The 23625-nt window shown below is 39.2% G+C and carries 28 protein-coding genes; 8 read left to right on the top strand and 20 right to left on the bottom strand.

Annotated features, from left to right (window positions below; all coding sequences use genetic code 11):
- Positions 1 to 35 precede the first annotated feature (35 nt).
- The 4 genes from JWR61_RS24005 (at position 36) to JWR61_RS24020 (ending at position 5431) form a co-directional block, all read left to right on the top strand.
- Positions 36 to 1973 (top strand): choice-of-anchor tandem repeat GloVer-containing protein, encoded by a 1938-nt coding sequence (locus JWR61_RS24005; RefSeq protein WP_301930236.1) that lies wholly within the window; start codon positions 36 to 38, stop codon positions 1971 to 1973.
- Positions 1974 to 2238: 265 nt separating this feature from the next.
- Complete coding sequence (locus JWR61_RS24010; protein ID WP_301930237.1) at positions 2239 to 3252, top strand: sterol desaturase family protein; 1014 nt, start codon at positions 2239 to 2241, stop codon at positions 3250 to 3252.
- Positions 3253 to 3427: 175 nt separating this feature from the next.
- Complete coding sequence (locus JWR61_RS24015; protein WP_301930238.1) at positions 3428 to 4012, top strand: alkylphosphonate utilization protein; 585 nt, start codon at positions 3428 to 3430, stop codon at positions 4010 to 4012.
- Between the two features lie 108 nt (positions 4013 to 4120).
- Positions 4121 to 5431 carry a hypothetical protein gene (locus JWR61_RS24020; protein ID WP_301930239.1) on the top strand — a complete coding sequence of 437 codons (1311 nt, stop codon included), beginning with the start codon at positions 4121 to 4123 and terminating at the stop codon, positions 5429 to 5431.
- 115 nt (positions 5432 to 5546) lie between these two features.
- Here JWR61_RS24020 and JWR61_RS24025 read toward each other — a convergent pair whose 3' ends face one another.
- Together JWR61_RS24025 and JWR61_RS24030 are read right to left on the bottom strand one after the other, a co-directional pair.
- Positions 5547 to 6521, bottom strand: a complete 975-nt coding sequence (locus JWR61_RS24025) for a DUF1080 domain-containing protein (RefSeq protein WP_301930240.1) — start codon at positions 6519 to 6521, stop codon at positions 5547 to 5549.
- A gap of 213 nt (positions 6522 to 6734) precedes the next feature.
- Positions 6735 to 8159 (bottom strand): hypothetical protein, encoded by a 1425-nt coding sequence (locus JWR61_RS24030; RefSeq protein ID WP_301930241.1) that lies wholly within the window; start codon positions 8157 to 8159, stop codon positions 6735 to 6737.
- 337 nt (positions 8160 to 8496) lie between these two features.
- Here JWR61_RS24030 and JWR61_RS24035 point away from each other — a divergent pair, with 337 nt between their 5' ends.
- The 3 genes from JWR61_RS24035 (at position 8497) to JWR61_RS24045 (ending at position 12220) form a co-directional block, all read left to right on the top strand.
- The gene (locus JWR61_RS24035; RefSeq protein WP_301930242.1) at positions 8497 to 9417 is read left to right on the top strand and encodes a class I SAM-dependent methyltransferase; all 921 of its coding nucleotides are present in this window, start codon (positions 8497 to 8499) and stop codon (positions 9415 to 9417) included.
- A 145-nt stretch (positions 9418 to 9562) separates the two neighbouring features.
- On the top strand, positions 9563 to 11533 hold the full coding sequence (gene rpsA / locus JWR61_RS24040) for a 30S ribosomal protein S1 (RefSeq protein WP_301930243.1): 1971 nt from the start codon (positions 9563 to 9565) through the stop codon (positions 11531 to 11533).
- A 207-nt stretch (positions 11534 to 11740) separates the two neighbouring features.
- Complete coding sequence (locus tag JWR61_RS24045) at positions 11741 to 12220, top strand: hypothetical protein (protein WP_301930244.1); 480 nt, start codon at positions 11741 to 11743, stop codon at positions 12218 to 12220.
- A 25-nt stretch (positions 12221 to 12245) separates the two neighbouring features.
- Here the strand turns inward: JWR61_RS24045 and JWR61_RS24050 are convergent, their stop codons facing one another.
- Entirely contained in the window at positions 12246 to 13481 is a 1236-nt protein-coding gene (locus tag JWR61_RS24050; RefSeq protein ID WP_301930245.1) for an NAD(P)/FAD-dependent oxidoreductase, read from the bottom strand.
- Positions 13482 to 13926: 445 nt separating this feature from the next.
- On the opposite strand from JWR61_RS24050, the gene JWR61_RS24055 reads away from it, so the two are divergent.
- Positions 13927 to 14139, top strand: a complete 213-nt coding sequence (locus JWR61_RS24055; protein WP_301930246.1) for a hypothetical protein — start codon at positions 13927 to 13929, stop codon at positions 14137 to 14139.
- Positions 14140 to 14181: 42 nt separating this feature from the next.
- Here JWR61_RS24055 and map read toward each other — a convergent pair whose 3' ends face one another.
- The 17 genes from map to rplV form a co-directional block, all read right to left on the bottom strand.
- Complete coding sequence (gene map / locus JWR61_RS24060; protein ID WP_301930247.1) at positions 14182 to 14991, bottom strand: type I methionyl aminopeptidase; 810 nt, start codon at positions 14989 to 14991, stop codon at positions 14182 to 14184.
- A 94-nt stretch (positions 14992 to 15085) separates the two neighbouring features.
- A complete protein-coding gene (gene secY, locus JWR61_RS24065; RefSeq protein WP_290339475.1) occupies positions 15086 to 16423 on the bottom strand; it encodes a preprotein translocase subunit SecY in 1338 nt (445 codons plus the stop codon).
- A 97-nt stretch (positions 16424 to 16520) separates the two neighbouring features.
- Entirely contained in the window at positions 16521 to 16970 is a 450-nt protein-coding gene (gene rplO / locus JWR61_RS24070) for a 50S ribosomal protein L15 (protein WP_301930248.1), read from the bottom strand.
- A gap of 119 nt (positions 16971 to 17089) precedes the next feature.
- Complete coding sequence (gene rpmD / locus JWR61_RS24075; RefSeq protein ID WP_290339477.1) at positions 17090 to 17272, bottom strand: 50S ribosomal protein L30; 183 nt, start codon at positions 17270 to 17272, stop codon at positions 17090 to 17092.
- Positions 17273 to 17347: 75 nt separating this feature from the next.
- Positions 17348 to 17866, bottom strand: a complete 519-nt coding sequence (gene rpsE / locus JWR61_RS24080; protein ID WP_301930249.1) for a 30S ribosomal protein S5 — start codon at positions 17864 to 17866, stop codon at positions 17348 to 17350.
- A gap of 27 nt (positions 17867 to 17893) precedes the next feature.
- Positions 17894 to 18247: a 50S ribosomal protein L18 gene (gene rplR / locus JWR61_RS24085; protein ID WP_301930250.1), complete on the bottom strand. Its 354-nt coding sequence runs from the start codon at positions 18245 to 18247 to the stop codon at positions 17894 to 17896.
- A 120-nt stretch (positions 18248 to 18367) separates the two neighbouring features.
- Positions 18368 to 18922 (bottom strand): 50S ribosomal protein L6, encoded by a 555-nt coding sequence (rplF, locus tag JWR61_RS24090; protein ID WP_290339480.1) that lies wholly within the window; start codon positions 18920 to 18922, stop codon positions 18368 to 18370.
- Between the two features lie 109 nt (positions 18923 to 19031).
- Positions 19032 to 19433: a 30S ribosomal protein S8 gene (gene rpsH / locus JWR61_RS24095; protein ID WP_290339502.1), complete on the bottom strand. Its 402-nt coding sequence runs from the start codon at positions 19431 to 19433 to the stop codon at positions 19032 to 19034.
- A gap of 78 nt (positions 19434 to 19511) precedes the next feature.
- The gene (gene rpsN, locus JWR61_RS24100; RefSeq protein ID WP_290339481.1) at positions 19512 to 19781 is read right to left on the bottom strand and encodes a 30S ribosomal protein S14; all 270 of its coding nucleotides are present in this window, start codon (positions 19779 to 19781) and stop codon (positions 19512 to 19514) included.
- A gap of 17 nt (positions 19782 to 19798) precedes the next feature.
- Complete coding sequence (rplE, locus tag JWR61_RS24105; RefSeq protein ID WP_290339482.1) at positions 19799 to 20365, bottom strand: 50S ribosomal protein L5; 567 nt, start codon at positions 20363 to 20365, stop codon at positions 19799 to 19801.
- Positions 20365 to 20703, bottom strand: coding sequence for a 50S ribosomal protein L24 (gene rplX, locus JWR61_RS24110; protein WP_290339483.1), 339 nt, complete (start codon positions 20701 to 20703; stop codon positions 20365 to 20367). Before rplX ends, rplE begins: the two co-directional genes overlap by 1 nt.
- Before the next feature lie 125 nt (positions 20704 to 20828).
- Entirely contained in the window at positions 20829 to 21197 is a 369-nt protein-coding gene (gene rplN, locus JWR61_RS24115) for a 50S ribosomal protein L14 (protein WP_290339484.1), read from the bottom strand.
- A 94-nt stretch (positions 21198 to 21291) separates the two neighbouring features.
- Positions 21292 to 21567, bottom strand: a complete 276-nt coding sequence (gene rpsQ, locus JWR61_RS24120; RefSeq protein ID WP_290339485.1) for a 30S ribosomal protein S17 — start codon at positions 21565 to 21567, stop codon at positions 21292 to 21294.
- A gap of 18 nt (positions 21568 to 21585) precedes the next feature.
- A complete protein-coding gene (rpmC, locus tag JWR61_RS24125) occupies positions 21586 to 21798 on the bottom strand; it encodes a 50S ribosomal protein L29 (protein WP_290339486.1) in 213 nt (70 codons plus the stop codon).
- Between the two features lie 79 nt (positions 21799 to 21877).
- Positions 21878 to 22312 (bottom strand): 50S ribosomal protein L16, encoded by a 435-nt coding sequence (gene rplP, locus JWR61_RS24130; RefSeq protein WP_290339487.1) that lies wholly within the window; start codon positions 22310 to 22312, stop codon positions 21878 to 21880.
- Positions 22313 to 22362: 50 nt separating this feature from the next.
- Positions 22363 to 23193, bottom strand: coding sequence for a 30S ribosomal protein S3 (gene rpsC, locus JWR61_RS24135; RefSeq protein ID WP_367881819.1), 831 nt, complete (start codon positions 23191 to 23193; stop codon positions 22363 to 22365).
- A gap of 30 nt (positions 23194 to 23223) precedes the next feature.
- Positions 23224 to 23568, bottom strand: a complete 345-nt coding sequence (rplV, locus tag JWR61_RS24140) for a 50S ribosomal protein L22 (RefSeq protein ID WP_290339488.1) — start codon at positions 23566 to 23568, stop codon at positions 23224 to 23226.
- Positions 23569 to 23625 lie beyond the last annotated feature (57 nt).

The following is a 23625-nucleotide window of genomic DNA, read 5'->3' on the forward strand; positions in this document are numbered from 1 at the left end:
TAATGCAACATTTAATTAATCTAAAATAATTCAATATGAAAAAGATTATACTAAGCATCAGTTACTTTATTGCAGGTGTATTTCTTGTAAAGGCGCAGGTTTTATATGGAACGACGGCTCGTGGTGGCAACGAGGGCGCAGGGGCTATTATAAAATTCACTCCTTCGGCAAACAGTTTGATGCCAATTCATTCTTTTTCGTACAATAATACAGACTCCGGCTTTTCTGAAACAGGTATAACGCCCTCCGGCAAATTAGTCAGGGCAAAAGACGGGAAACTATATGGAATGACAGAAACCGGGGGACGAAACAATCGAGGTGTAATATATTCTTTTGATCTAAAAACTTTCGCCACAACCAGGTTAGTTGATTTTGGCAAAGACGAAGGAATGTATACCGAGGGTACTGGCGGTAAACCACAGGGGAGTCTTTTTGAAGCTAACGATGGAAAATTATATGGAATGGCAATGGGGGGAGGGCACTACGGTGCCGGGGTTATCTTTTCCTTCAATCCGGCAGACACAGCTTATCAAATTTTGATGCGTTTTACGGATTTCTATACTGTAGTGCCAAACTCACTGCACACTATTGTAAACGGTGGAAATCCCGCTGGCAGCCTTATGCAGGCAACCAACGGGAAATTGTACGGCATGAATCAAACCGGAGGACAATACAATTACTATGGGGTACTATTTGAATTCGATTTGTTGACTGCCACTTTTAAAAAACTTGTTGATTTTGATTATACCAATGGTTCCCGCCCTTTGGGTAATCTGGTACAGGCATCTGATGGCAAATTGTATGGATTGACTATAAATGGTGGCATTTATGGCAATGGAGTCATTTTCGCATATGATCCGCCCAGTTCAAAATATACGAAACTGAAGGATTTTAATGATGCAGAAGGAAGTTATCCTTTTGGTAGTCTGATAAAAGCAAAAGACGGGAAATTATATGGCACAACATCCAAGGGAGGAGATTATGGGTCAGGGGTTATTTTTAACTTCGACCCACTTAGTTCCAGGTATGAAAAAATTGTCAGTTTTACTGGTTTAGACGGCGCTTTCCCGGGAGGAGACTTTATGGAAGGCAGTGATGGAAAATTATATGGGATGACATCGCTTGGTGGTATACGTGATTCAGGCGTCGTTTTTTCCTTTGATCCGGCTACCTCTTCCTTCAAAAAAATCGCTGACTTTAATGGTAATAATGGTGCCAATCCTGGTATGGGTTCCGCATTCATTGAAGTTAATGAATGCACTGCCGACAACATCTATTACCGCGATGCAGACAACGATGGCTATGGAAATTTAAATGATTCAATAAAAGCATGCAGCCAACCCGCAGACTACGTAAAAAACAACACTGATTGCAATGATAACAATCCAGCCATTCACTCACCAGTAACCTATTTCCGCGATGCCGATAGTGATGGCTTTGGAGATGCCAGTCACCCCATCAGTGTTTGTGAATCCATCCCACCTGCCGGTTATGTAACCAACAATTATGATTGCGAAGATAACAAACGTCCAGGCAATGGCAGGGATGAAATGGTGGCCATGTGCCATAACGGAAAAGAGCAGTGTACAAAAGTAAAAGAGATCAACAAAAAGCTGCAGCAAGGCTGGACGTTAGGACCATGCAACAACGCATCCGGAACAGGTAACGATAACCTAGTGGCAAAGAACCATTCCTTTAAAGGTGGTTATAAGTTCATTAATTATCCCAATCCGTTTACATCCACCTGTACAATACAATATGAGCTTCCCTTTGATAGTAAGATTTCCATAAAAGTATATGACGTATTGGGAAGACCGGTGGCGGTATTGGTAAATGACAACAAAAAAGCAGGCGTATATACTATCGATATTAATGCAGGTAATTTGAATAAGGGCTTGCTGTTACTGAAAATAATTGCCACATCAAATGAACAACAGTTTGAACAAACCAATAAGCTGGTGCTGATGAAATAAATATTCATTTTCTGGCAAAGCCGCTATTTCAAAATTTGAAATTGCGACTTTTTTATTTCGTTAACAAAAAAAAACAATGTCGCATTGTTAAAAAAATCATTCTTTCAATTCTATCATCTAATCGTAAAATCAGTCTTAATAAATGGATGCATCTGGTGAGTCCCTGAAAGCTTTTTGCGATAATATTACCAGGCGAAAATCACTTGTTCGCCCAATCGCTTTGATCATTATATTTACAGGCCAATTGCCATAAAATATAATAACGATGGAAGCCTTACAACTAATATTCAACGAACTGATTTCATTTTTAGGAATCAACGCCTGGTTGCAAATGTTTAAATCAGGAGATTACAGTTCACTATCTACCCTGGATGGATTTACATCGGCCATGGGGCCACTGATTCCATTTTTACTGTTGTTCGAAATTATAAGGGGATTAATTTTTAAAAGATTTACCGGAGGTGTTTACAAGGTTAACTTTTTCATCTTTATTTTCAATCGCTTTACCGGCAGGTTTATTTCCATCGCGGCAGTTGCCTTTTGTATTGGCTTATTTGAAAAATATGCCCCGTTCAAAAGTACTTTTACCTGGTATTGGTTAATATATGGCTACATCGTTTGGGAACTGGCGCATTTCGTTTACCATTATCTCGCCCATAAAGTAAGGTTGTTCTGGTGTTTGCATTCTACCCACCACGTACCTGATGCCATGAATCTTTCAGTAACCTATGCCCATTTTTTTCTTGAAGGGCCTTATGCAGATGTCATCCGCACTTCTATCTGTATCATTCTGGGCGTACATCCTGCCTTGCTTTTTTTTATTATGTTTATTGACGGCACCTGGGGCGCACTGATTCATGTGGGTGAAAATATTATTAAGGATGGCCGGCTTGGTTTTTTAAACCGGATTATATTAACGCCCTCCCACCATCGTGTTCATCATGCCAGAAATCCATTGTATATGGATACCAACTTTTGTAACCTGCTCAATATCTGGGACAGAATATTTGGTACGTTACGACATGAAAGAGAAGATATGCCTCCCGAATATGGCATTACCCGCCCGATAAATCCCCATAACTTTTGGGATGCTTATTTTGGTGAAATTGTTTGTCTTGCAAAAGATGTTTACCATGCCCCTGGGATAAAAAATAAACTGGCCTATATTTTTATGGCGCCAGGCTGGAGCCATACAGGAGATCATAAAACGGCCAAAATTGTAAAGCGACAATACATGCAAACAAAGCAACCTCTTTCTGCTGCTACCATCAAAAATTAGTGCGACAGATTTCAATGGCCTGTTCACCATTCAATAAACGGAAATGCCACTGCGCCAGAAGAGGCAACCATTTTATGCCTCTGTAAAATCTGCCTTGAATCACAGCACTGAGTATCGCCAGTAGCAATAGCATTTAAATTCGTTACCTTCGCCGCCGTTAAAAATAACTGTTACTATGAGTTTTGAAAAAGAGTTACAAAAAAGAAGTGGCGAGAAATGCGAATTGTGTGGATCTTCAGATGCCAATACAGCTTATGCGGTTCCCTCAAGCCCCGGCAATAAAGCAGCTCATCATATATGGGTGTGCCCTACCTGCTTACAGCAAATGGAAAACATTGAAACAGCAGATGCCAATCACTGGCGTTGCCTGAATGATAGCATCTGGAGCGAAGAGCCTGCTGTAAAAGTAGTTTCATGGCGCATGTTGCATAAATTAAAACAACTAGACTGGGTGCCAGATTTACTGGACATTGCTTACCTGGAAGAAGAAACATTGGAATGGGCCAAAGCATCTGGTGATGATAAAGATCCTGATGATATTGTGAAGCATGTAGACTGCTATGGCGCTTTATTACACAATGGGGATAACGTTGTATTGATTAAAAGCCTCGATGTAAAAGGAGCAACTTTTAGTGCCAAAGTAGGTACTGTTGTGCGTAAAATTCATTTGGTGGAAGATAATCCCGAACAAATAGAAGGCAGGGTAAACGATTCAATGATTGTGATATTGACCAAATATGTAAAAAAATCTGCGAACTAAATTGTACATCCATAAAATGCTTGTTACATAATTCCACCAGTATTAATGACAAAATTTAAAACTAACTTTAACCTTTCAACCCTGAAACATTATATTTAAAATAAGCATGTGATTAAAAATATTTTTTTATTCATTTGTAGTTTGCTTTTTCATTCTTTACAACTACTGGCACAAACAGATCCATTTTCAGGTACCTGGCAAATGGTATATTCCCCGGATGCAATTATGCCCGGTATAAAATTTCAGTTACAGATTGGACCTTCTCAGCAGAATATTTTATATCCTGCACATATCTTCATCAGCTGCGATAGTTTTTTTGCTGAATATGATTTATTGCTGGCAAAAAAAAATATCCGGGAAGTAGGTATCAGTAAAAATAAATTTCCTCGTGTTCAAAGGCCATTCGGATTAAAAGACCGGACTCTTTTTTTGACCGGCAGCTTCGATCTTAGCAAAGATTTAAAAGGGGCTCCAGTCTTAAATTTCTTGCGCATTCACTCCAAACAAAAAGATATTATTGCCACAACAGAAGTAAATTCGGATAGCGCAAAATTGGTGGCAAAACTTAAACATTTTTTAGGTGATGAAGACATCAGCTTAAAAAAAATCAGCAGCATTCCCTGGCATAGTGAAAATTCGGATGATATACTTGAACCGGCTCTGTCGCCCACGTATTTTGGTTTAAAGGATACTGTGTATTTACCCACCCGCGATGGTGTTGTTAATTTTTCAGGAATCAAAAAAAGAAAAAATGATCGTGTATCCGTTACATTAAATGGTATTGTAATTTTTGATAAAATTGATATAGAAAAGAAGACACAGCAATCCGATATCCTGCTACGCCCAGGAGTGAATATCCTTACTTTTTTTGCTGATAATTTTGGTAATGATTTACCAAATAGCAGCCGGCTGAATCTTGAATTTGGCAATAAAAAATTCGCACTTGATTTCGCAAATAGAAAAGACAGTGCTGCAATATTTATTGCTGTTAAATTAATTTGCGATCCCGATAAATCAAAAGACAGGTATTTTGCTGAATACCCGCAATCGGGCCCGGAAAGCTTATTGAAAAAAGATGAAAAACTGGTGGGGGGTATTAAATCCGTAAAACAACAACTAACCCTTGCCATTTGGGATGAAGTGATTGATGACGGAGACACGGTATCAATTAAAATAAATAATGAATGGTTAATTAAAGGTTGCCCGGTAAAAAAAACGCCTAAGTTTATTACCGTAACATTGCAACCCGGTCCAAACACCATCACCTTTTTAGCCGACAATCTTGGCTCCATTCCACCCAATACTTCAGTACTGGAAATTATCGATGGCAAGCGGAGAAAATCTTATGAAATGGAAAGTAACCCCGGTGAAAAAAATCTCATCAAAATATTTTACGACAGTGGTACGCCGATAAAATAGTACAACGTTAATGCTTGCCTGAATATACAAATGGAATTGAATTTACAATAAAGCGCCCTGTATACTAAGGGCGCTTTATTGTAATCACTAAAACGAGTATCAATTATGCATCCGCTTATTTACCTGGTGTAATCAAAATATTGCGGTATTCAATGGTGCCATGATCTCCCTGCAACATGATTGGCCCGGGTTCACCTTCATTGCTATCTAAAGCTCCACCTGTAACCCCGGGAATATCCTGCCTGCAAATAACTTCCACTCCATTTGCTACCAGTGATACGGTTCTTCCCACCAATGTTACATCATAGCTTTGCCATTCGCCGGGCGCTTTTGCCACCATTTGCAACGGTGCGATAAAGCCATAAATGGCACCCAAATAATCTTTCAAAGGTTCCATGCCTTTATTGTCCGCCACCTGTATTTCATAACGTCCCCGCAGGTAAACCCCACTGTTGCTTTCTGCCGGGTATCTAAATTCAATGTGCAGTTTAAAGTCATTAAATTTTTGGTCGCTGATAAAATTTGATCCCGGGCGGGGGCTGCTTAAAACGCCATTTTTTACCTGCCATTGATTTTCACCTTCTGTATGCCAGCCTTTTAAATCAGTGCCCGAAAAAAGCTTTACCTGCTTTCCCCAAACAGGCTGTTTTGTTCTTCTTAAATCGGGCGCTCTTACGCCAGTCCAGTTATGGCTTTTACCATTGGCTCCAATAATGGTACCTGCTAATTTGCCGTCTTGCAATGTGCCTTCAACAACAATGTCCCTGTCTTCCGGCTCCCATTGTGGCGGCAACGTAAAGCTTATTTTCCCATCTTTAAAATTTACTCTTGAAACAGGCCTCGCACTGCCGCCCGCTCCAACAAATGATCCAGTGAGCATATGCAAACCGGAGTGCCTCACTTCCAGCCAGGACGGAACTGATTTGCCATCCATATCAACGGTAAGGTCCCACCTTCCTTCAATAGCAGGATCTGCAGCTGGATGATTGTTATTTGCCTTTGCGGTAGTTACCACCAGCAGCAACACCGCCAGTTGTAATAAACGCTTAATTGAAAATGGACGATTGACGCTCTTCCTGTTTTTTTTCATATGACTTTTTTGTTTTAAAATGAAATGGTGAAATAATGATCGTTTGTTCAGAATAATAATAAAATTTAAATGCTGACTAACCGTTTACAAAGTAAAGAAATAACAAGGTACAAATATGTATCTATGGAGAACCTTTCACTGTATTGTTTGCCGGTCGTAATCCAATGGAGGGCATTTCACAAAGTTGTTTTGTAATGGACACCAAAGCCAGGTTTACAGTTTCGGGCATTCCAGGCTTTGCCTTGATCTCCTTGATCCCCGTTCTGCACTTCCGCCTTCTGATCCATCACGATTTTTACCCGGCCGTATGGTGAGCGCCAGGTAAAAACCACCAGACTGTATTTTATTTTTTGAAACGATATTGGCCAGGTTATGCGATCCCAATAATAACGGCCCTGCTTTAAAAGCGGCTCCCAGCCACAATTGCTTCTGATTGTTTAATTGAAGGGGTAGATACGCTCCCCAGGTTTTTGTTTCCCAACGGGGAGTTAAAGCCACCAGGTTCATGTCTTTTATATATCTGATTTGTTTTGGCACCAGGGGAAAAACCGGCACCGTCAGTTCTCCATTTAAATAAAAGTTATTTGCAAGATGCTGATCAACATTGATGATAACACGTGCAGGCTGATAAATATTAAATAACCCGGCTAAAGTGGTAAATGAAGCTGCTACCGTTTTTAAACCGTTATTAAAATCATCGGTCGAATTAATATTAAAAAAAGCATTTGATACGGCTGTATCACTCATGTTTGGCTTAATGCCGGCAGCATTACTGCTTCTGCTGCTGTAACGGAATTTATTCCGGCCTACATCCATTAACGAAATGCCGATTTTTGTGCGGTAGGTAAAATCATTCCCCTCTTCTCCAGCTTCGTCATCCAATAGAGTATATTCAAGTCCCGCATCAGCACTTATGCCCGCCATGGTATGTTGAAAAAAACTCTTTCTGTTGGCAGAAGCGGACCGGTTACTGTCGATTTCATCAAAGTTAGAAGAATACCCATATTGAACATTTCCCCCGGTTACCTGATAGCCCGCGGTATTACCGGCAGGTATATAATTTAAGCCCGTTGCGCTAACATACTCGCCGGCCAATGCACGATTTATTTTCAACGTTAGACCTGCCGTTAAAATTCGTCTATCGTCACTGTAGATAGTGCGTGCGTAGGTCCCATATAGTTCCGCCCAGGAACTACCCCTTGATTCGCCTGATAAGGGCAGGCGACCATTATTGATTTTCATAAAATCCTGCAGACGTTGAGTAGTATCCTGCCAGTTAACCTGCGATGTAGTTGCATAAACATAGCTTCGGATATTGGCACCAAAAGCAATTGCCGATGCGTTGTTCAGATTTATCCTTGCATTAAAAAGGCGTATATTCTGGTTTGTAAATGCAAACCTTTTTTTTGTGCCGTTTTCGCCGACTAGCTTTGCTTTTGACGGAGCTGAAAGCATGGAATAATTCCTTATGATAAAGGAATTGGTTGTCTCTTTTGTTTGAATTGCAAAAGGTGTAATATCCCAGGCAAACGGCACCTCTACAATGGAGGCCGGATTATTTTGGGCACCTAAACTGCCAGCATAACTGGATCCATTGATGGCCTGGTAATTTTGCGCCTTTAGTGAATTGTATATCAAAAAGAAGTGGAGTATAAAACAGAATTTATTCAAGCGCATATTCAGGCGTAGATAATTAAAATTTTTTATAGCTGGAAGATACAATATGTGACAAGCACTATTTTAATGCCATTAAACAAAATTAATTGTTTACTACATTAGATTTTATTAAATTACTACTCACAATGCCTTACCTTATATGTGTTTTTAATGTCAGGTACTTTAAAATTGCTAGTCAACAGGACGCTTCATCTCAGTTCAATTCAATATCCATCTAAAAATCTTCCGAAAGCAAAGTAGTGGTGAAACCGATTAAAATACTTTTTTAAACACTTTTAATAATTAAAAAAAACAAAGTATGGAAATTATTTGCCCCATTTGTAATCAGGGAATGGTTTTATTTACCCGCAATAAAGATCTTCAAAAAAATGGCGATCAAAATATATACAGCGCATATGAATGCAACAAATGCAATATTTTGTTTCAATATCCTTTTTGGAAGCAGGAGGAAACATACCCTTTTTATGAAACTACCTATTATGCCCATACTGATAATTCTATAATATCCAGATCGCTGAGGATTCTGGATTTCTATTTACGAGATAGTTTTTACAGTAAACTTTTCTCTCCGTTCCTGAAAAAAAAGTTATATCCTTTTTATGATGATATTGTTCAGGCGAAGACCGTTCTGGATATTGGATGCGGAAAAGGGTCTTTTTTAGACGTCATGAAAAAACACAATAAAAAAACATATGGCCTTGAACCAAGTGATCAGGCGAGTGCAATTGCGTCTTCAAAGGGACACACGATGATTACCAAAGAATTCTTTTACTCTGGTAACAAGGAAGTGAAGTTTGATTTGATAACTATGTTTCAGGTAGCTGAACATTTATCTGTACAGGAAATATTTGATGAAAATATTTTTTTGGTCATGTATGATTCACTTGCAGAAGGTGGCCGGCTTGTGATTGAAACTCCTAACTATGAATGCAACTACGCTAAAAAATATAAAAGTAACTGGAGAGCTTTGGAAATGCCCAGACATTTGGTAATTTTTTCTCCATCAAGTTTGTCTAAAATATTGAATATGCAGGGGTTTGCAACTCATGTTTTTACGAGAGTATCTCCCATTGACGTAAGAGAAAGCTTTAAATTACAATTCAGGGAAAACACAATTAGAAATAGACTCAATAAATTTATCACCCTTTTGAAAATCGCCATTAATCAAAAAAACAATAGTAGCCTTGTTACTGTAATAGGCCGGAAAAATAGCGAATAGGTAACCGATAATTTACTGTGCATTAAATTCACTTTTTAGTTGCAAATAGTTTGGGGCTGAAACCCCTGAAAAAGCTGGCTTTTCAGCACTTTTTTCCGTTTAATTTCTTACCTTTGCCCTCCCGTTAAAAAACCGGGATTATATTATGTCATTTAACATTATTAAACAACTAAACGCAGATGCACAGGAAGGAGCAGCTACCAATGAAGGTGCTGAACCTGCTGCGGTAACAAATGTGCCTGTGGAAGCGCCTGCTGCTGAACCAGTAGTGGCTGCTGCACCCGTTGAAGAAAGAATCGTGACTGCTCATGATGACTTTGACTGGAGCGTTGACAAACGTAACGTTTCAAGTTACAACAAAGAAGAAAAAGCCAAGTACGATGTTGTGTACGACAACACGTTCAAGCAGATCAATGACGGTGAAATGATCCAGGCTACCATTGAAGCAATCACTAAAACAGATGCAGTTGTAAACATCGGTTTTAAAAGTGATGGTCTGATTTCTCTGAATGAATTCAGGGATATACCAGGCGGATTAAAAGTAGGCGACATCATTGAAGTAATGGTGGTTGAAAAAGAAGACAGGGACGGTAATCTGAATCTGAGCCGCAAACAAGCCCGTACCAGCAGAGCCTGGGAAAGAATTGTTGAGTTACACAAAACCGGTGAAATCGTTACGGGTATTGTTACCAGCAAAACCAAGGGTGGTCTTATCGTGGATGTATTTGGTATGGAAACATTCTTACCAGGTAGCCAGATCGACGTTAAACCAGTTACAGATTACGATCAGTTCGTTGGTAAAACAATGGAATTTAAAGTGGTTAAGATCAACGAAACCATTAAGAATGCAGTTGTATCTCATAAAGCACTCATTGAAAGCGATATCGAAGCACAGCGTGCTGAAATCATTGGCAAACTGGAAAAAGGACAAGTACTGGAAGGTACCATCAAAAACATCACTGACTTCGGTGCGTTTCTTGATTTGGGCGGCTTAGACGGTTTGTTGTATATCACCGATATTTCATGGGGACGTATCAACCATCCAACAGAAGTGTTGAAGATGGATCAGAAACTGAATGTGGTTGTATTGGATTTTGATGATGATAAAAAACGTATCAGCTTAGGCTTGAAACAATTGACTCCTCACCCGTGGGATACTTTGAGCGAGAATATTAAAGAAGGTGAAGTAGTGAAAGGTAAAGTAGTTAATATTGAAGATTATGGCGCATTCCTTGAAATTATGCCTGGTGTGGAAGGTTTGGTACACGTAAGTGAAATTACATGGGCCAACACTCCTATCAACGCTAAAGAATTCTTTAAATTAGGTGATGAGTACGAAGCGAAAATTGTAACGTTAGACAAAGACACCCGCAAGATGAGTCTTTCTATCAAACAAATGGCTAACGACCCATGGAGCGAAATTGATGTGAAATTCCCAGAAGGAAGCAAACACACCGGTGTCGTTAAAAACATTACTCCTTACGGCGTGTTTATTGAACTTGCCACAGGTATTGGTGGAATGATTCACATAAGCGATTTAAGCTGGTTGAAACGTTTCAACAATCCCAACGAATACACTAAGGTGGGTGCATCAATTGAAGTGATCATTATGAACATTGATAAAGATGGCCGCAAATTGCAATTGGGACACAAGCAGATAGAAGAAGATCCATGGAATTCACTGGAAGAAACTTTTGCTGTTGGAACCGTGCATGAAGGAACTGTTACAAAGAAAGATGACAAGGGTGCTGTTGTTCAATTGCCATACGGACTGGAAGGCTTTGCGCCTAGCCGTCACCTTGCAAAAGAAGATGGTAAAACCGTTGGAGCTGATGAAATTGCCCAGTTTGTGGTGATTGAATTTGACCGTAACGACAAACGCATCGTTCTTAGCCACACACGTTTGTGGGAACAGGCTCATGAAGAAGTGAAGCAAGCTGAATTTAAAGAAAAGAAGGCAGACGCTGAAGTAACCAAAAAGGCTGTAAAAAATCTGCAGAGCAAAGTAGAAAAATCAACTTTAGGTGATCTTGGTGTTTTAGCCGGATTGAAAGCAAAAATGGATAGTGCTGCCGCCGCTGATGGTGCTGCCGATGAAGCTCCAAAAGCTGAATAGCTCTTATATTTTTATTGCAAATCCCGGTACGAAAGTATCGGGATTTTTTTGTGCATTTTCATTCTCCAAAAAAAGCAAATCAGAACTCTTTAGAGCCTTGCCATATCGGAAAACAATGGTGATAAGTAAGAAGGATGGCAACGATATTTACGTTTTAACAACCACATTGCTTTAAGTGACAGGGATAAAAATAACTACCTTTGTTTCATGAATAATTTCAACAAATATTTTAAACTGATGGCCCTTATTTTTGGAGGTTTTATTGGTTTTGTAGCACTGGTCATTGGCATTTTTTACCTGCTGAAATTATTTTCTGTAACGTTATTTTACATTCCCGGGTTCGATCACTTCTTTAGTTTTATAATGATCATTATACCCTATGTTGTTTTCTTTTCAGGATACTATTATTTACATAAAAAAATCCCGCTTTCAAAAAATAAAACAACTGCGGCAATCGCAAGGGTATTGATGATTTTGGGAAGTTTGCTCTGTGCTGCTACTATGATTTTATCAACCCTTAAATTATTTGGCGTACACAAAACCTTCGTGCTCGCTTTTGATGAAAAATCACAGTATGGCTGGATGATTCAAATTGTACTCCTGTTTTTTACTGCATTGTTTGTTGCATCGGGCGATGCTAAAGAAAAGGATTGGATGCATAAGAAAGTTATAAGTGATGAGTTATAAATGCTTCGGGTTGCCCTTCTTTAAATTATTTACTACTCCTGGTTGCTATTGCTTTGGCAGCAATAAAGCCAGTTGTCCAGGCATTTTGAAAATTAAAGCCGCCGGTTACACCATCGGTATCCATCACTTCACCACAAAAAAATAAGTTGGGAGTTATCCTGCTTTCCATTGTATTGTAATCAATCTCATTCAGCAATATACCACCGGCAGTTACAAATTCTTCTTTGAAGGTGGTCTTCCCTTTCACTGAAAATTCCTGCGCACATACATTTTTTATAAGCCGGTTTTGCTCTTTGGCAGGGAGATCGGCCCAGCGCATATCCTCATTTACGCCAGACTGCTGCAACAAATACTGCCACAAGCGCTGAGGCAAAGAAAATGGATTGCGGTTACTTATTTTTTGTGCTGCAATGTCAAATCTTACCTGCTGAAACTTGTCTTTTAAAGTTTGTTCGTTGAAAGCCGGTGCCCAGTTTACAATTGCTGTGAATGTATAATTATTCTCTGCCAGCTGCCTTGCTCCCCAGGCTGATAATTTTAAAATGGCAGGGCCGCTCATTCCCCAGTGTGTAATCAGCAGTGGTCCTTGTTCTGCTAATTTTGTTCCGGCAATCTTCACAATTACATTTTCTACTGTAACACCCATTAATCCTGTAATTGCATTGCCAGGCATATTAAAAGTAAATAAGGATGGTACAGGTTTTTCTATCGTATGGCCTGTTTGTTGAAGCCATTCGAACTGAACAGATTTTGGATATCCTCCACTCGCAATACATACATAGTCAGCCTCCATAATAGTATCATTGGCAAATAACAAATGCCATTTATCGCTCAGCCTGCTAAAGCCGTTTACTTCTTTGTTCATCAATATTTCAACATGATATCTGTTAACTTCCTTCATCAGGCAATCAATAACTGTTTGAGAAGAATCAGTAACAGGAAACATACGTCCATCAGGTTCTGTTTTTAAATCCACATCTCTTTCCTTAAACCAGGCTATCGTATCTGTTGTAAAAAAATGATGAAAAGCCTTCTTTAAAAAACTGCCCCCACGGGGATACTTTTTAATCATGTCTGCAATGCTGTAACAGGCATGTGTAACGTTGCAACGTCCGCCGCCGCTAACCTTTACTTTGCTTAACAGCTTGCTGCTTTTCTCCACTATAATTACCCGCAATAAAGGATTCAGCCGGGCGGCATTTACCGCACAAAAAAAACCAGCCGCACCGCCTCCAATAACAACTAAACAATTCTTATTCATCAGTAATCTAAAATTGTAAGTGATAAAAGTAATTAGTAAATACTACATTTAAATTTCGAATGTCACAATCATAATAACCTGGCAAACCTTAACCAATAGTATGGCTATTTCTATCAGCAAACAGCAACTAAAAAAACACCCATAACGTCTTACGAGACAATAAGACCATTTCTAAAAACCGGCGACTTATTTTTCAACAGTGGTAGTTATGCTTTTTCAGGAGTAATACAAAAACTTACCAAAAGTACCTGGAGTCATGTAGCAGTAATTTATAAAGATGAAGAATTGGGAAGAGTACTGGTATACTGGTATTGGAGGCGGAACCTTATGTTGGCATAAGACTCGTTCCATTATCAAAATACCTGCACAATTATAAAGATAAAAGACGACCCTATAAAGGCCAGATTGCTATCAGTGAGTTAAACGTAACTGTATCAAAAGAAATATGAACAAGGGCATCTGCTTTAGCTTAGATGAATTGACCAGTCCTTATGATAAGTTTGAGATTGTCAGCATCACGGTACGCATTCTCTTTTACATCAGCCGTCGCGAAAGAAACCGCAGCTACATTTGCAGTGAACTCATGAGAGATATTTTTGCAAAGACCGGTATTAACATTCAATGTAAAGGCACTTACATCAGTCCTGACAATATCTGAAGCGATGACAGAGTCCAAATGAAATACCGGATTTTCTGACTGCTAATAATCTGAACACAAATTTACATTTGCTTTTTCAGCGGCCTCAATTTCTGTAAATGAAGATAAAATATCCGCCTTTGCCCCTTTCTGAATGGCTACTGTATGTTCATAATGTGCTGCGGGCTTGCCATCTTCTGTACGGATGGTCCAGCCGTCTTTATCATGATACACATTTTTTGTTCCCAGGTTGATCATCGGTTCTATTGCTATTACCATTCCCTCTTTCAGCTTGGCTCCGGTTCCACGTTTTCCGTAATTGGGTACCTGTGGCTCTTCGTGCAGATGCCTGCCAACACCGTGTCCTACAAGCTCTCTCACAACACCATAACCATGCTCTCTTTCAGTATAATGCTGTACCGCATAAGCAATATCACCCGTTCTGTTTCCCTGTGTTGCCTTTTCAATTCCTTTATATAAAGAATCCTTTGTCACCCGTAACAATTGTTTCACTTCCGGTTCTATCTCACCTAAAGCAAAGGTATATGCGCTGTCGCCATGAAACCCATTTATATAGGTACCTACATCTACAGAAACAATGTCTCCATCTTTTAAAGCCGTTTTTGTTGGAAATCCATGTACCACTGCATCGTTTACCGACATGCAACAGGCAAAAGGAAATGCAGGATTGCCATAACCTTTAAAAGAAGGTGTAGCCCCGTTGTCTCTTATAAACTGTTCCGCCACCTGGTCCAATTCCCATGTTGACATGCCCGGTCGAATGATAGCAGCCAGTGCTGCGAGGGTTTTACTTACCAGCAAATTGCTGATCCGCATCAGTTCAATTTCTGCTTTTGTTTTATAATGAATCATACTACCACTTTGTTTAACAATAAACCCTGACGGTTAATGTCAGGGTTTAAATAAAATATGCTGATCCCATTTAAACCGGGATGGAGTAATTGTACTATACTCCGCCTACTGCTGAAGTTTGTCTTCCCTGGATTCTTCCTGAACTCATCAGGCCATCATATTGACGCATCAACAGCTGCGTTTCTATCTGCTGTAAAGTGTCTAAAATTACGGCTACCATAATCAATAAAGATGTTCCACCATAAAAAGTTGCAAAAGCCTGCTGGGTTTTAAATACCAATTGAAACAGCCCTGGCAGAATACCTACAAAGGCCAGCAAAACGGCACCAGGTAAAGTAATTCTATCCATGATAGTACCAATATAATCAGCAGTTGGTTGTCCTGGTTTAACACCTGGAATAAATCCGTTGTTGCGTTTCAAATCTTCAGCCATTTGCTTTGGATTAAAGATTAAGGCTGTATATAAAAATGTAAATGCAATTACACAAACTGTGTACACCAACATATACACCCCATTGGTATGATCAGTAAAATATTTAGCCCAGCCACCACCAGTGAAGCCAGAAAATATAGTTGGTAAAAATAAAATTGCCTGGGCAAAAATGATCGGCATAACACCGGAAGCATTCACCTTTAAAGGAAGGAAATTTCTTGCGCCACCAAACTGCCTGTTTCCAACAATTTGCTTTGCATAATTCACGGGCACTTTTCTTGTTCCCTGTATCAGCAAAATTAATCCCATGATGATCGCCACTAAAAATGCAATCTCAATTAAGAAGATCAGCAAACCGCCACCGCCTCTTGCGGCTCTTGAAGACCATTCCTGTATAAATGCCTGTGGAAGCCTGGCCAGGATACCCATCATGATGATGATTGAAGTACCATTGCCCAAACCTTTATCCGTAATTTTTTCACCTAACCACATTACAAACAATGTACCCACGGTTAAAAGAATAACGGTAGAAATAACAAAGAAGCCAGCATAAGAAGGCAATAAGGCTTCTGCATTACCGGCACTTTTCAAATAACCAATATATGCTGCAGCCTGAAACGCTGTAACGATTACTGTAAGGTAACGGGTCCATTGATTAATTTTCTTTCTTCCACTTTCACCTTCTTTCTGCACCTTCGCCATTTGCGGAACCAGAATAGTAATTAACTGCATAAAAATAGAGGCAGAAATGTAAGGCATAATACCTAATGCAAAAATAGAAGCCTTAGAAAATGCTCCTCCCACAAACGCATCCAATAAGCCTAACATGCCATTTTTAGTGCTATTGCTTAGGTTGGCTAACTTATTAGGATCAATACCTGGCAATACGATAAAAGAACCCAAACGATAAATAAATATCAATAACAGGGTAAACAATATCTTGTTCCGAAGCTCTTCGATGCTCCAGATATTTTTAAGTGTTTGAACAAATTTCTTCACAGAATTAAGGCGTTTAAATGTTTTCGTAAACTAAAAAAGACGCTTTCAATACCTGCCCTTTTCGGCAAGCAGGAATGCGTCTGCAAATATCGTGAAATTATTTAACTATCTCTACGGAACCTCCGGCGGCTTCAATAGCAGCTTTAGCTTTTTCGCTAACTGCATTTACTTTAAAAGCATACTTGCCTTTGATTTCGCCTACACCTAAAATTTTGATGTTGTCATTCTGGCTGATTAAGCCATTAATATACAAATTCTGAGGGGTGAATTCTGTGATACTGTATTTCTCTGCATAATGATCAATCTGACCCAAATTGATTACTTTATATTCAACACGGTTGATATTTTTAAAGCCGCGTTTTGGAACACGACGCTGAATCGGCATCTGGCCACCTTCAAAAGCCATTTTGCTTTTGTAACCTGCACGGCTTTGTCCGCCCTTATTACCTTTGGTAGATGTACCACCTTTACCACTTGCTTCACCACGTCCAATACGCTTTGCTTTGTGCGTTGCTCCTTTGGCTGGTCTTAATGAATGTAATTCCATGTTTATCTGATTTTGTACTTACGGGGTATCACCCCTCGCAATTAATTTGAAAATTTGAAATGACTCAATTTAAAATGAATTCAAATTATTAAGCCATAGTGTAATACAGAATTTGCGAATTATGCAAGTTCTTCAACAGAAACCAGGTGATTCACTTTGCGAACCATACCCAGAATTTGTGGAGTGGCTTCCACTTCCACAGAAGCATTCATCTTCTTCAATCCCAAAGCCACCATTGTTCTTTTCTGGCGTTCCGGCCGGTCGATTACACTTTTAACCTGTGTTACTTTTATCTTTTTCATGCCCTGATCCCTGTAAGGGAATTTTATTTTTAATTAAAGATTATGCATTCAATGTCCTCAAGAGAACAACTGCATCTATCCGTTAAATACCTTCTTTAAGGAAATTTGTCTTGTTTTTGCAACCACAATTGGTTCACGTAAAGTAGCCAAAGCTTTAACAGTTGCTTTTACCACGTTGGTGGGGTTGGCAGAACCAAGGCTCTTAGCCAATACGTCGGTAATTCCGGCAGCTTCCAGTACAGCACGCATGCTACCTCCGGCAATTACACCGGTACCATGTGCAGCTGGTTTAATAAAAACCTTTGCAGCACCTTCTTTGGATAATTGTTCGTGAGGAATTGTACCATGCATAACAGGAACTTTTATCAAATTCTTCTTTGCATCTTCAATACCTTTTGTAATAGCTTCCTGTACTTCTTTTGCTTTACCTAAACCCTGGCCTACAACACCTGCACCATTACCAACTACTACCAGTGCAGAAAAACTAAAGGCACGGCCGCCTTTGGTGGTTTTTACCACGCGGTTGATAGAAACAACTTTTTCTTTCAACTCAAGGTCACCGGCTTTTACTCTGTTATCGTTTGCTTTTAACATGTATAGTTCTTATTAGAAAATTTATAATTAAAATTGTAAACCACCTTCTCTTGCGCCTTCAGCAACTGCCTTTACACGACCATGATAGATGTATCCACCACGATCGAACACAACTGTTGTAAGACCCAGGTCAGCTGCTTTTCTTGCGATGGCATTTCCAACCAGTTTACTCTTTTCAGTTTTTGTAACTTTTTGTGCTTTGATATCTTTGTCAAGCGATGAAACAGAAGCAATGGTAGAACCATTTTCATCGTTGATCAACTGTGCATAAATAGCTGCGTTGCTTCTGAATACACTTAACCTTGGCCTTGCTGCAACACCATTTATTTTTTTACGGATGCGGAACTTAATCTTTTCCCTTGCACTTGATTTGTTGTTCATGATCTTTTATTTTGTTCCCCGATACTGCCGGGGAAAATTTGAAAATTTGAAATCCGAAAATGTGAAAATTACTTTGCTTGCCACGCCATTTTCCAATTGGCCTTTTCACATCCTCACTTATTATTTACCAGCAGACTTACCAGCTTTTCTTCTCAATACTTCACCCTTAAACTTAACACCCTTTCCTTTGTACGGTTCAGGCTTACGCAGTCCACGGATTTTAGCACACACCTGGCCAAGTAATTGTTTATCTACACTCTCTAAGGTAATGATCGGATTTTGTCCTTTCTCCTGTGAAGTAGTTACTTTTAATTCTTTAGGTATTTCAAAAACGATGTTATGAGAATATCCTAAAGCAAGATCCAGCAGGTTTCCGGTGCTCGCAGCTTTAAAACCCACGCCCACCAATTCAAGCTGTTTTGTATATCCTTCAGAAACACCTTTTACCATGTTACTTACCAATGAGCGGTACAACCCGTGCATAGCTTTATGACGGATTTGATCAGTTGGTCTTACAAGTTCCAGGTGACTATCTTTCACTTCCAGTTTCATATCTCTGTCAACCGCCTGTTTCAATTCACCTTTTGGTCCTTTAACAGTTACCACATTATCCTTACCTACTACAATTGTAACACCAGCGGGAAATTCAACCGGTTTTTTTCCTATTCTAGACATAGTCGATTTTAATTTTATTATTATCAATCCGGCTCGTGTTCAGCCACGACTTTGGCTTAATTGTCAAACCATTTATATGCTTATTCTTTTCTTCTTACAAAGAAAAGTCTTAGTAGATATTACACAATACCTCACCACCCACATTCTGAGCTTTTGCTTCTTTATCTGTCATTACACCTTTTGATGTAGACACAATTGCAATACCCAAACCATTCTTCACTCTCTTAAATTCACCTGGCTTAGCGTAAGTACGCAAACCCGGACGAGATACTCTTTCCAAGCTTTGTATTACCGGCAATTTTGTAGCAGCATCATACTTAAGCGCAATTTTAATCACACCCTGTTTGCTATCGTCCTCAAATTTGTATTTCAAAATGTACCCCTTATCGTACAAAATTTCTGTCATGCGCTTTTTCAAATTCGATGCAGGAATTTCAACAATACGGTGATTGGCCATTTGTGCGTTACGTATTCTTGTAAGAAAATCTGCTATAGGATCAGTTACCATAATTAGTTAAATTGACTTTGTTATTAGATAATTTTTTTACAGTGATTTCAATATCGCTACTGATCTGCTGTTTTTAATTTCTTACCAGCTTGCCTTGGTAACTCCGGGTATTTTCCCAGCCAATGCCATATCACGGAACATGTTTCTTGATAAACCAAAATGCCGCATGTATCCTCTTGGACGACCGGTTAACTGGCAACGGTTTCTTAAACGTACAGGAGACGCATTCTTTGGTAAAAGATCCAAAGCTTTATAATCGCCGGCAGCTTTTAAAGTTGCTCTTTTTTCAGCAAATTTTGCGCTCATTACTTCACGCTTTCTCTGCCTGGCTTCAATTGATTTTTTTGCCATGTTCTGTTATTGTTTAATTATTTTTTTACATTTTTAAAAGGCATCCCCAATTCTTTCAGCAACTCAAATGCTTCTTCGTTTGTTGAAGCGGTTGTTACGAAAGTGATATCCATACCGGTAATTTTATTTACCTTATCAATATCAATTTCAGGAAAGATAATTTGCTCTGTAATACCCAGTGTGTAATTACCGCGGCCATCAAATGACTTGTCATTGATACCTTTGAAATCACGTACACGTGGTAAAGAAACAGATACAAACCTGTCAAGGAATTCAAACATCTTAACTCCGCGAAGTGTAACCCTTGCACCAATTGGCATGGCTTTACGCAACTTAAAGTTGGAGATGTCTTTCTTACTCATAGTAGCAACTGCTTTCTGACCAGTTATTGTTGATAACTCTTCAACAGCAATGTCTACTAATTTTTTATCTGCTACTGCGCCGTTCACACCACGATTCAAACAAATCTTGGTAAGCTTGGGTGCCTGCATAATGGTTTTATAACCAAATTTTTTCATTAAAGCAGGTACAACTTCTTTGGTGTACTTATCTGCTAATCTTGGAGTGTAAGTTGTTGTGCTCATTATTTTATAGCCTCCCCTGATTTTTTAGATACTCTGATTAATTTACCGTTTTCCCTGGTGCGCTTAATTTTTGTTGGCCCACCTGTTTTAGCATCCCACAACATCACGTTACTGATATTGATCGGCGCTTCGATTTTCACAATACCACCTTTGGTGTTCTGAGAAGTTGGCTTGGTATGTTTGGTAACGATGTTTACACCTTCTACCAAAACACGACCCTTTTCCAAAATTACTTCCAGCACTTTACGAGGCTTTTTAAGGTCCTTGTCTTCACCGGTAATAACAACTACGTTATCGCCTTTTTTAATGCTAAACTTAGGTTTAAATCTTGTACTCATTTTATTAATGTGCCCTTCGGCTTTTTATCTTTATTTATAACCGGCTTTAACAGCCTCACTCAAAATCGTTGTGTCACTCACTTGTACCTTTTCAACCTCATTCATCCCTTTCAACGGCAACAGTATTATAATACTTCCGGAGCCAGCGATATAATTTTCATATAACCCTTATCCCTTAATTCACGGGCAACTGGTCCAAAAATACGGGTACCTCTTGGTTCGTCTGAATTGTTCAGCAATACAACCGCATTGTCATCAAAACGAATGTAAGAACCATCTTTACGACGCAATTTATTTACTGTTCTTACAATAACGGCTTTGCTTACAGTTCCTTTTTTAATACCACCGTTTGGTGTAGCATCTTTTACGGTAACCACAATTTTATCACCGATTTTAGCATAGTCCTGGCCGGAGTTACCCAACACCCGAATACACAATACCTCTTTGGCACCACTGTTATCCGCTACGTTCAATCTGCTTTCTTGCTGAATCATTTTATTAAGTTTTTAGTACTGAGTATTTAGTACTGAGTACTGAGATGTTCCTAAATTTCTTTCTCTTATTGTCTTAGTAATAAGCACTAAAGTCTTATTTAACTTTCTCAACTATCTCAACCAGTCTCCAGCGTTTTGTTTTGCTGATAGGACGTGTTTCCATAATCTTTACTGTATCACCGATACTACACTCGTTCTTCTCATCATGTGCATGAAATTTGGTAGATTTTTTTACGAACTTACCATAAAGCGGATGCTTTACTTTTCTTTCGATTACAACTACAATGGATTTATCCATCTTGTTGCTGGAGACTACTCCAACTCTTATCTTACGTAAATTTCTTTCGATCGTTGTTTCTGTTGCGCTCATTGTTGCAAAATTTATGGTTTAATTTAAACCGAGTTCAATCTTTCTTAATGCTGTTTTTAAACGGGCCAAATCTCTGCGCAATAAACGCATACTAACGGGATTCTCCAGGGGAGAAATACTGTGAGCAAAAGATACTTTCTTTAAACGTAATTCGTCTTCAGCGATCTTGGCTTTTAAATCTTCAAGACCTAAACCTTTAATGCTCGTTAAAAAATCTGCTTTCTTTGACATTATATTCTTATTTGAAAATTTGAAAATTCGAAAACCGGAAATTACTACTCACTTAACAATTACACTTTTTCCTGTTCTCTTATTTGGCAATCACTTCAGCCTGGTAATCTCTGCGAACTACAAATTTTACGGCGATTGGTAACTTTTGTGCAGCCAGTTCAAACGCTTCTTTTGCTACCTGTAATGGAACACCATCTGCTTCAAACAAAATACGACCAGGTTCAACTACTGCAGCCCAGTATTCAGGGTTACCCTTACCTTTACCCATCCTCACTTCAGCTGGCTTTTTGGTAATTGGTTTGTCAGGAAAAATTCTTATCCAAACATTTCCTTCCCTTTTCATATGACGGGTTAAAGCCTGACGGGCACTCTCAATCTGCCTGTTAGTTAACCAAATTGGTTCCAGTGCTTTTAAAGCAAACGATCCGAAAGAAATAGTTGTGCCTCTTTTAGCAGTTTCCCTGATTCGGCCTTTCTGCGCCTTTCTATGTTTTGCTCTTTTTGGTTGTAACATTATCTATCAATTTGAAAAATTTGTTATTATTGTTTTCCGGAAAGGATAAATTATCTCCTTCCGCCCTGGCCACCACCACCGCGGTTTCCACCACCCTGGCCACCACTGCGTCCTCTGTCTCCACCTTGTCCGCCACCTCTTCTGTCACCACCGCCTCTTCTGTCATCAAATCCACCACGGTTTTCAAAACCACCTCTTGAATCACCTTCCTTACCGCCACCGGCTAAAATGTTTGGATTCAAATCTCTCTTCGCCAATACTTCCCCTTTACAGATCCATACCTTGATACCGATTTTACCGTATACAGTCTGTGCAAATACACTGGCGTAATCTATATCCATACGTAAAGTATGCAATGGAGTTCTTCCTTGTTTAATTTCTTCGCTACGGGCAATTTCAGCACCACCCAAACGACCACCGCATCTAACTTTAATTCCTTCAGCACCCATTCTTAACGCAGACGCAATCGCCATTTTAACGGCACGTTTAAAGTTGATCCTTCCTTCCAGCTGCCGGGCAATTGTATCAGCTACAATCTGCGCATCCAGTTCAGGACGACGGATTTCCAATATATTTATCTGAACATCATCCTTACCGGTTAATTTCTTCAGCTCTTCCTTAATCCTGTCAACCTCTCCACCACCTTTACCGATGATGATACCTGGCTTGGAAGTATGGATGGTAACGATCAGTTTGTTAAGCGTACGCTCGATAACGATCTTAGAAATACCACCTTTATTGATACGGGCATTCAGGTAAGTTCTGATCTTATGATCTTCAATTAACTTGTTACCGAAATCTTTTTTATGTGCATACCAATTACTGTCCCATCCACGGATGATTCCCAGTCTGATACCAACAGGATTTGTTTTCTGACCCATATTCTTGGTTAATTCGTTTTAATTAATTTATTAACTTTTGCTGTCTACTATTAATGTTACATGGTTGCTACGCTTGCGCACTTTATAACCACGTCCCTGTGGTGCAGGGCGCATACGCTTAATCACTCTTCCTCCGTCAACCATAACTGTTTTTACAACCAGTTTAGCATCTTCTACCTTTACATCTGTATTTTTTTGCTCCCAGTTGTTGATAGCACTTTTTAATAACTTGTATAAAGGAACAGCCGGATGTTTAGTGTTGAACTGTAATACACCTAAAGCTTTTTCTACTTCCATTCCACGTATCAGATCAACCAGCAAACGCATTTTACGCGGTGAAGTTGGATAATTGTTAAGTTTAGCTACTGCTTCCATTTTTATTTAGTTTCAAGTTTTAATTTCCTGCCTGTTACGACAATTAATTGCAAACTT

Source organism: Ferruginibacter sp. (assembly GCF_028288465.1).
Taxonomy (GTDB): Bacteria; Bacteroidota; Bacteroidia; order Chitinophagales; family Chitinophagaceae; genus Ferruginibacter.

Coding starts and splice junctions, on each gene's coding strand:
- JWR61_RS24005 (WP_301930236.1), top strand. CDS start 36: ATGAAAAAGATTATACTAAGCATCAGTTACTTTATTGCAGGTGTATTT.
- JWR61_RS24010 (WP_301930237.1), top strand. CDS start 2,239: ATGGAAGCCTTACAACTAATATTCAACGAACTGATTTCATTTTTAGGA.
- JWR61_RS24015 (WP_301930238.1), top strand. CDS start 3,428: ATGAGTTTTGAAAAAGAGTTACAAAAAAGAAGTGGCGAGAAATGCGAA.
- JWR61_RS24025 (WP_301930240.1), bottom strand. CDS start 6,521: ATGAAAAAAAACAGGAAGAGCGTCAATCGTCCATTTTCAATTAAGCGT.
- JWR61_RS24035 (WP_301930242.1), top strand. CDS start 8,497: ATGGAAATTATTTGCCCCATTTGTAATCAGGGAATGGTTTTATTTACC.
- rpsA (WP_301930243.1), top strand. CDS start 9,563: ATGTCATTTAACATTATTAAACAACTAAACGCAGATGCACAGGAAGGA.
- JWR61_RS24045 (WP_301930244.1), top strand. CDS start 11,741: ATGAATAATTTCAACAAATATTTTAAACTGATGGCCCTTATTTTTGGA.
- JWR61_RS24050 (WP_301930245.1), bottom strand. CDS start 13,481: ATGAATAAGAATTGTTTAGTTGTTATTGGAGGCGGTGCGGCTGGTTTT.
- JWR61_RS24055 (WP_301930246.1), top strand. CDS start 13,927: ATGAACAAGGGCATCTGCTTTAGCTTAGATGAATTGACCAGTCCTTAT.
- map (WP_301930247.1), bottom strand. CDS start 14,991: ATGATTCATTATAAAACAAAAGCAGAAATTGAACTGATGCGGATCAGC.
- rplO (WP_301930248.1), bottom strand. CDS start 16,970: ATGGAATTACATTCATTAAGACCAGCCAAAGGAGCAACGCACAAAGCA.
- rpmD (WP_290339477.1), bottom strand. CDS start 17,272: ATGAAAAAGATAAAAGTAACACAGGTTAAAAGTGTAATCGACCGGCCG.
- rpsE (WP_301930249.1), bottom strand. CDS start 17,866: ATGTTAAAAGCAAACGATAACAGAGTAAAAGCCGGTGACCTTGAGTTG.
- rplR (WP_301930250.1), bottom strand. CDS start 18,247: ATGAACAACAAATCAAGTGCAAGGGAAAAGATTAAGTTCCGCATCCGT.
- rplF (WP_290339480.1), bottom strand. CDS start 18,922: ATGTCTAGAATAGGAAAAAAACCGGTTGAATTTCCCGCTGGTGTTACA.
- rpsN (WP_290339481.1), bottom strand. CDS start 19,781: ATGGCAAAAAAATCAATTGAAGCCAGGCAGAGAAAGCGTGAAGTAATG.
- rplE (WP_290339482.1), bottom strand. CDS start 20,365: ATGAGCACAACAACTTACACTCCAAGATTAGCAGATAAGTACACCAAA.
- rplX (WP_290339483.1), bottom strand. CDS start 20,703: ATGAGTACAAGATTTAAACCTAAGTTTAGCATTAAAAAAGGCGATAAC.
- rplN (WP_290339484.1), bottom strand. CDS start 21,197: ATGATTCAGCAAGAAAGCAGATTGAACGTAGCGGATAACAGTGGTGCC.
- rpsQ (WP_290339485.1), bottom strand. CDS start 21,567: ATGAGCGCAACAGAAACAACGATCGAAAGAAATTTACGTAAGATAAGA.
- rpmC (WP_290339486.1), bottom strand. CDS start 21,798: ATGTCAAAGAAAGCAGATTTTTTAACGAGCATTAAAGGTTTAGGTCTT.
- rplP (WP_290339487.1), bottom strand. CDS start 22,312: ATGTTACAACCAAAAAGAGCAAAACATAGAAAGGCGCAGAAAGGCCGA.
- rpsC (WP_367881819.1), bottom strand. CDS start 23,193: ATGGGTCAGAAAACAAATCCTGTTGGTATCAGACTGGGAATCATCCGT.
- rplV (WP_290339488.1), bottom strand. CDS start 23,568: ATGGAAGCAGTAGCTAAACTTAACAATTATCCAACTTCACCGCGTAAA.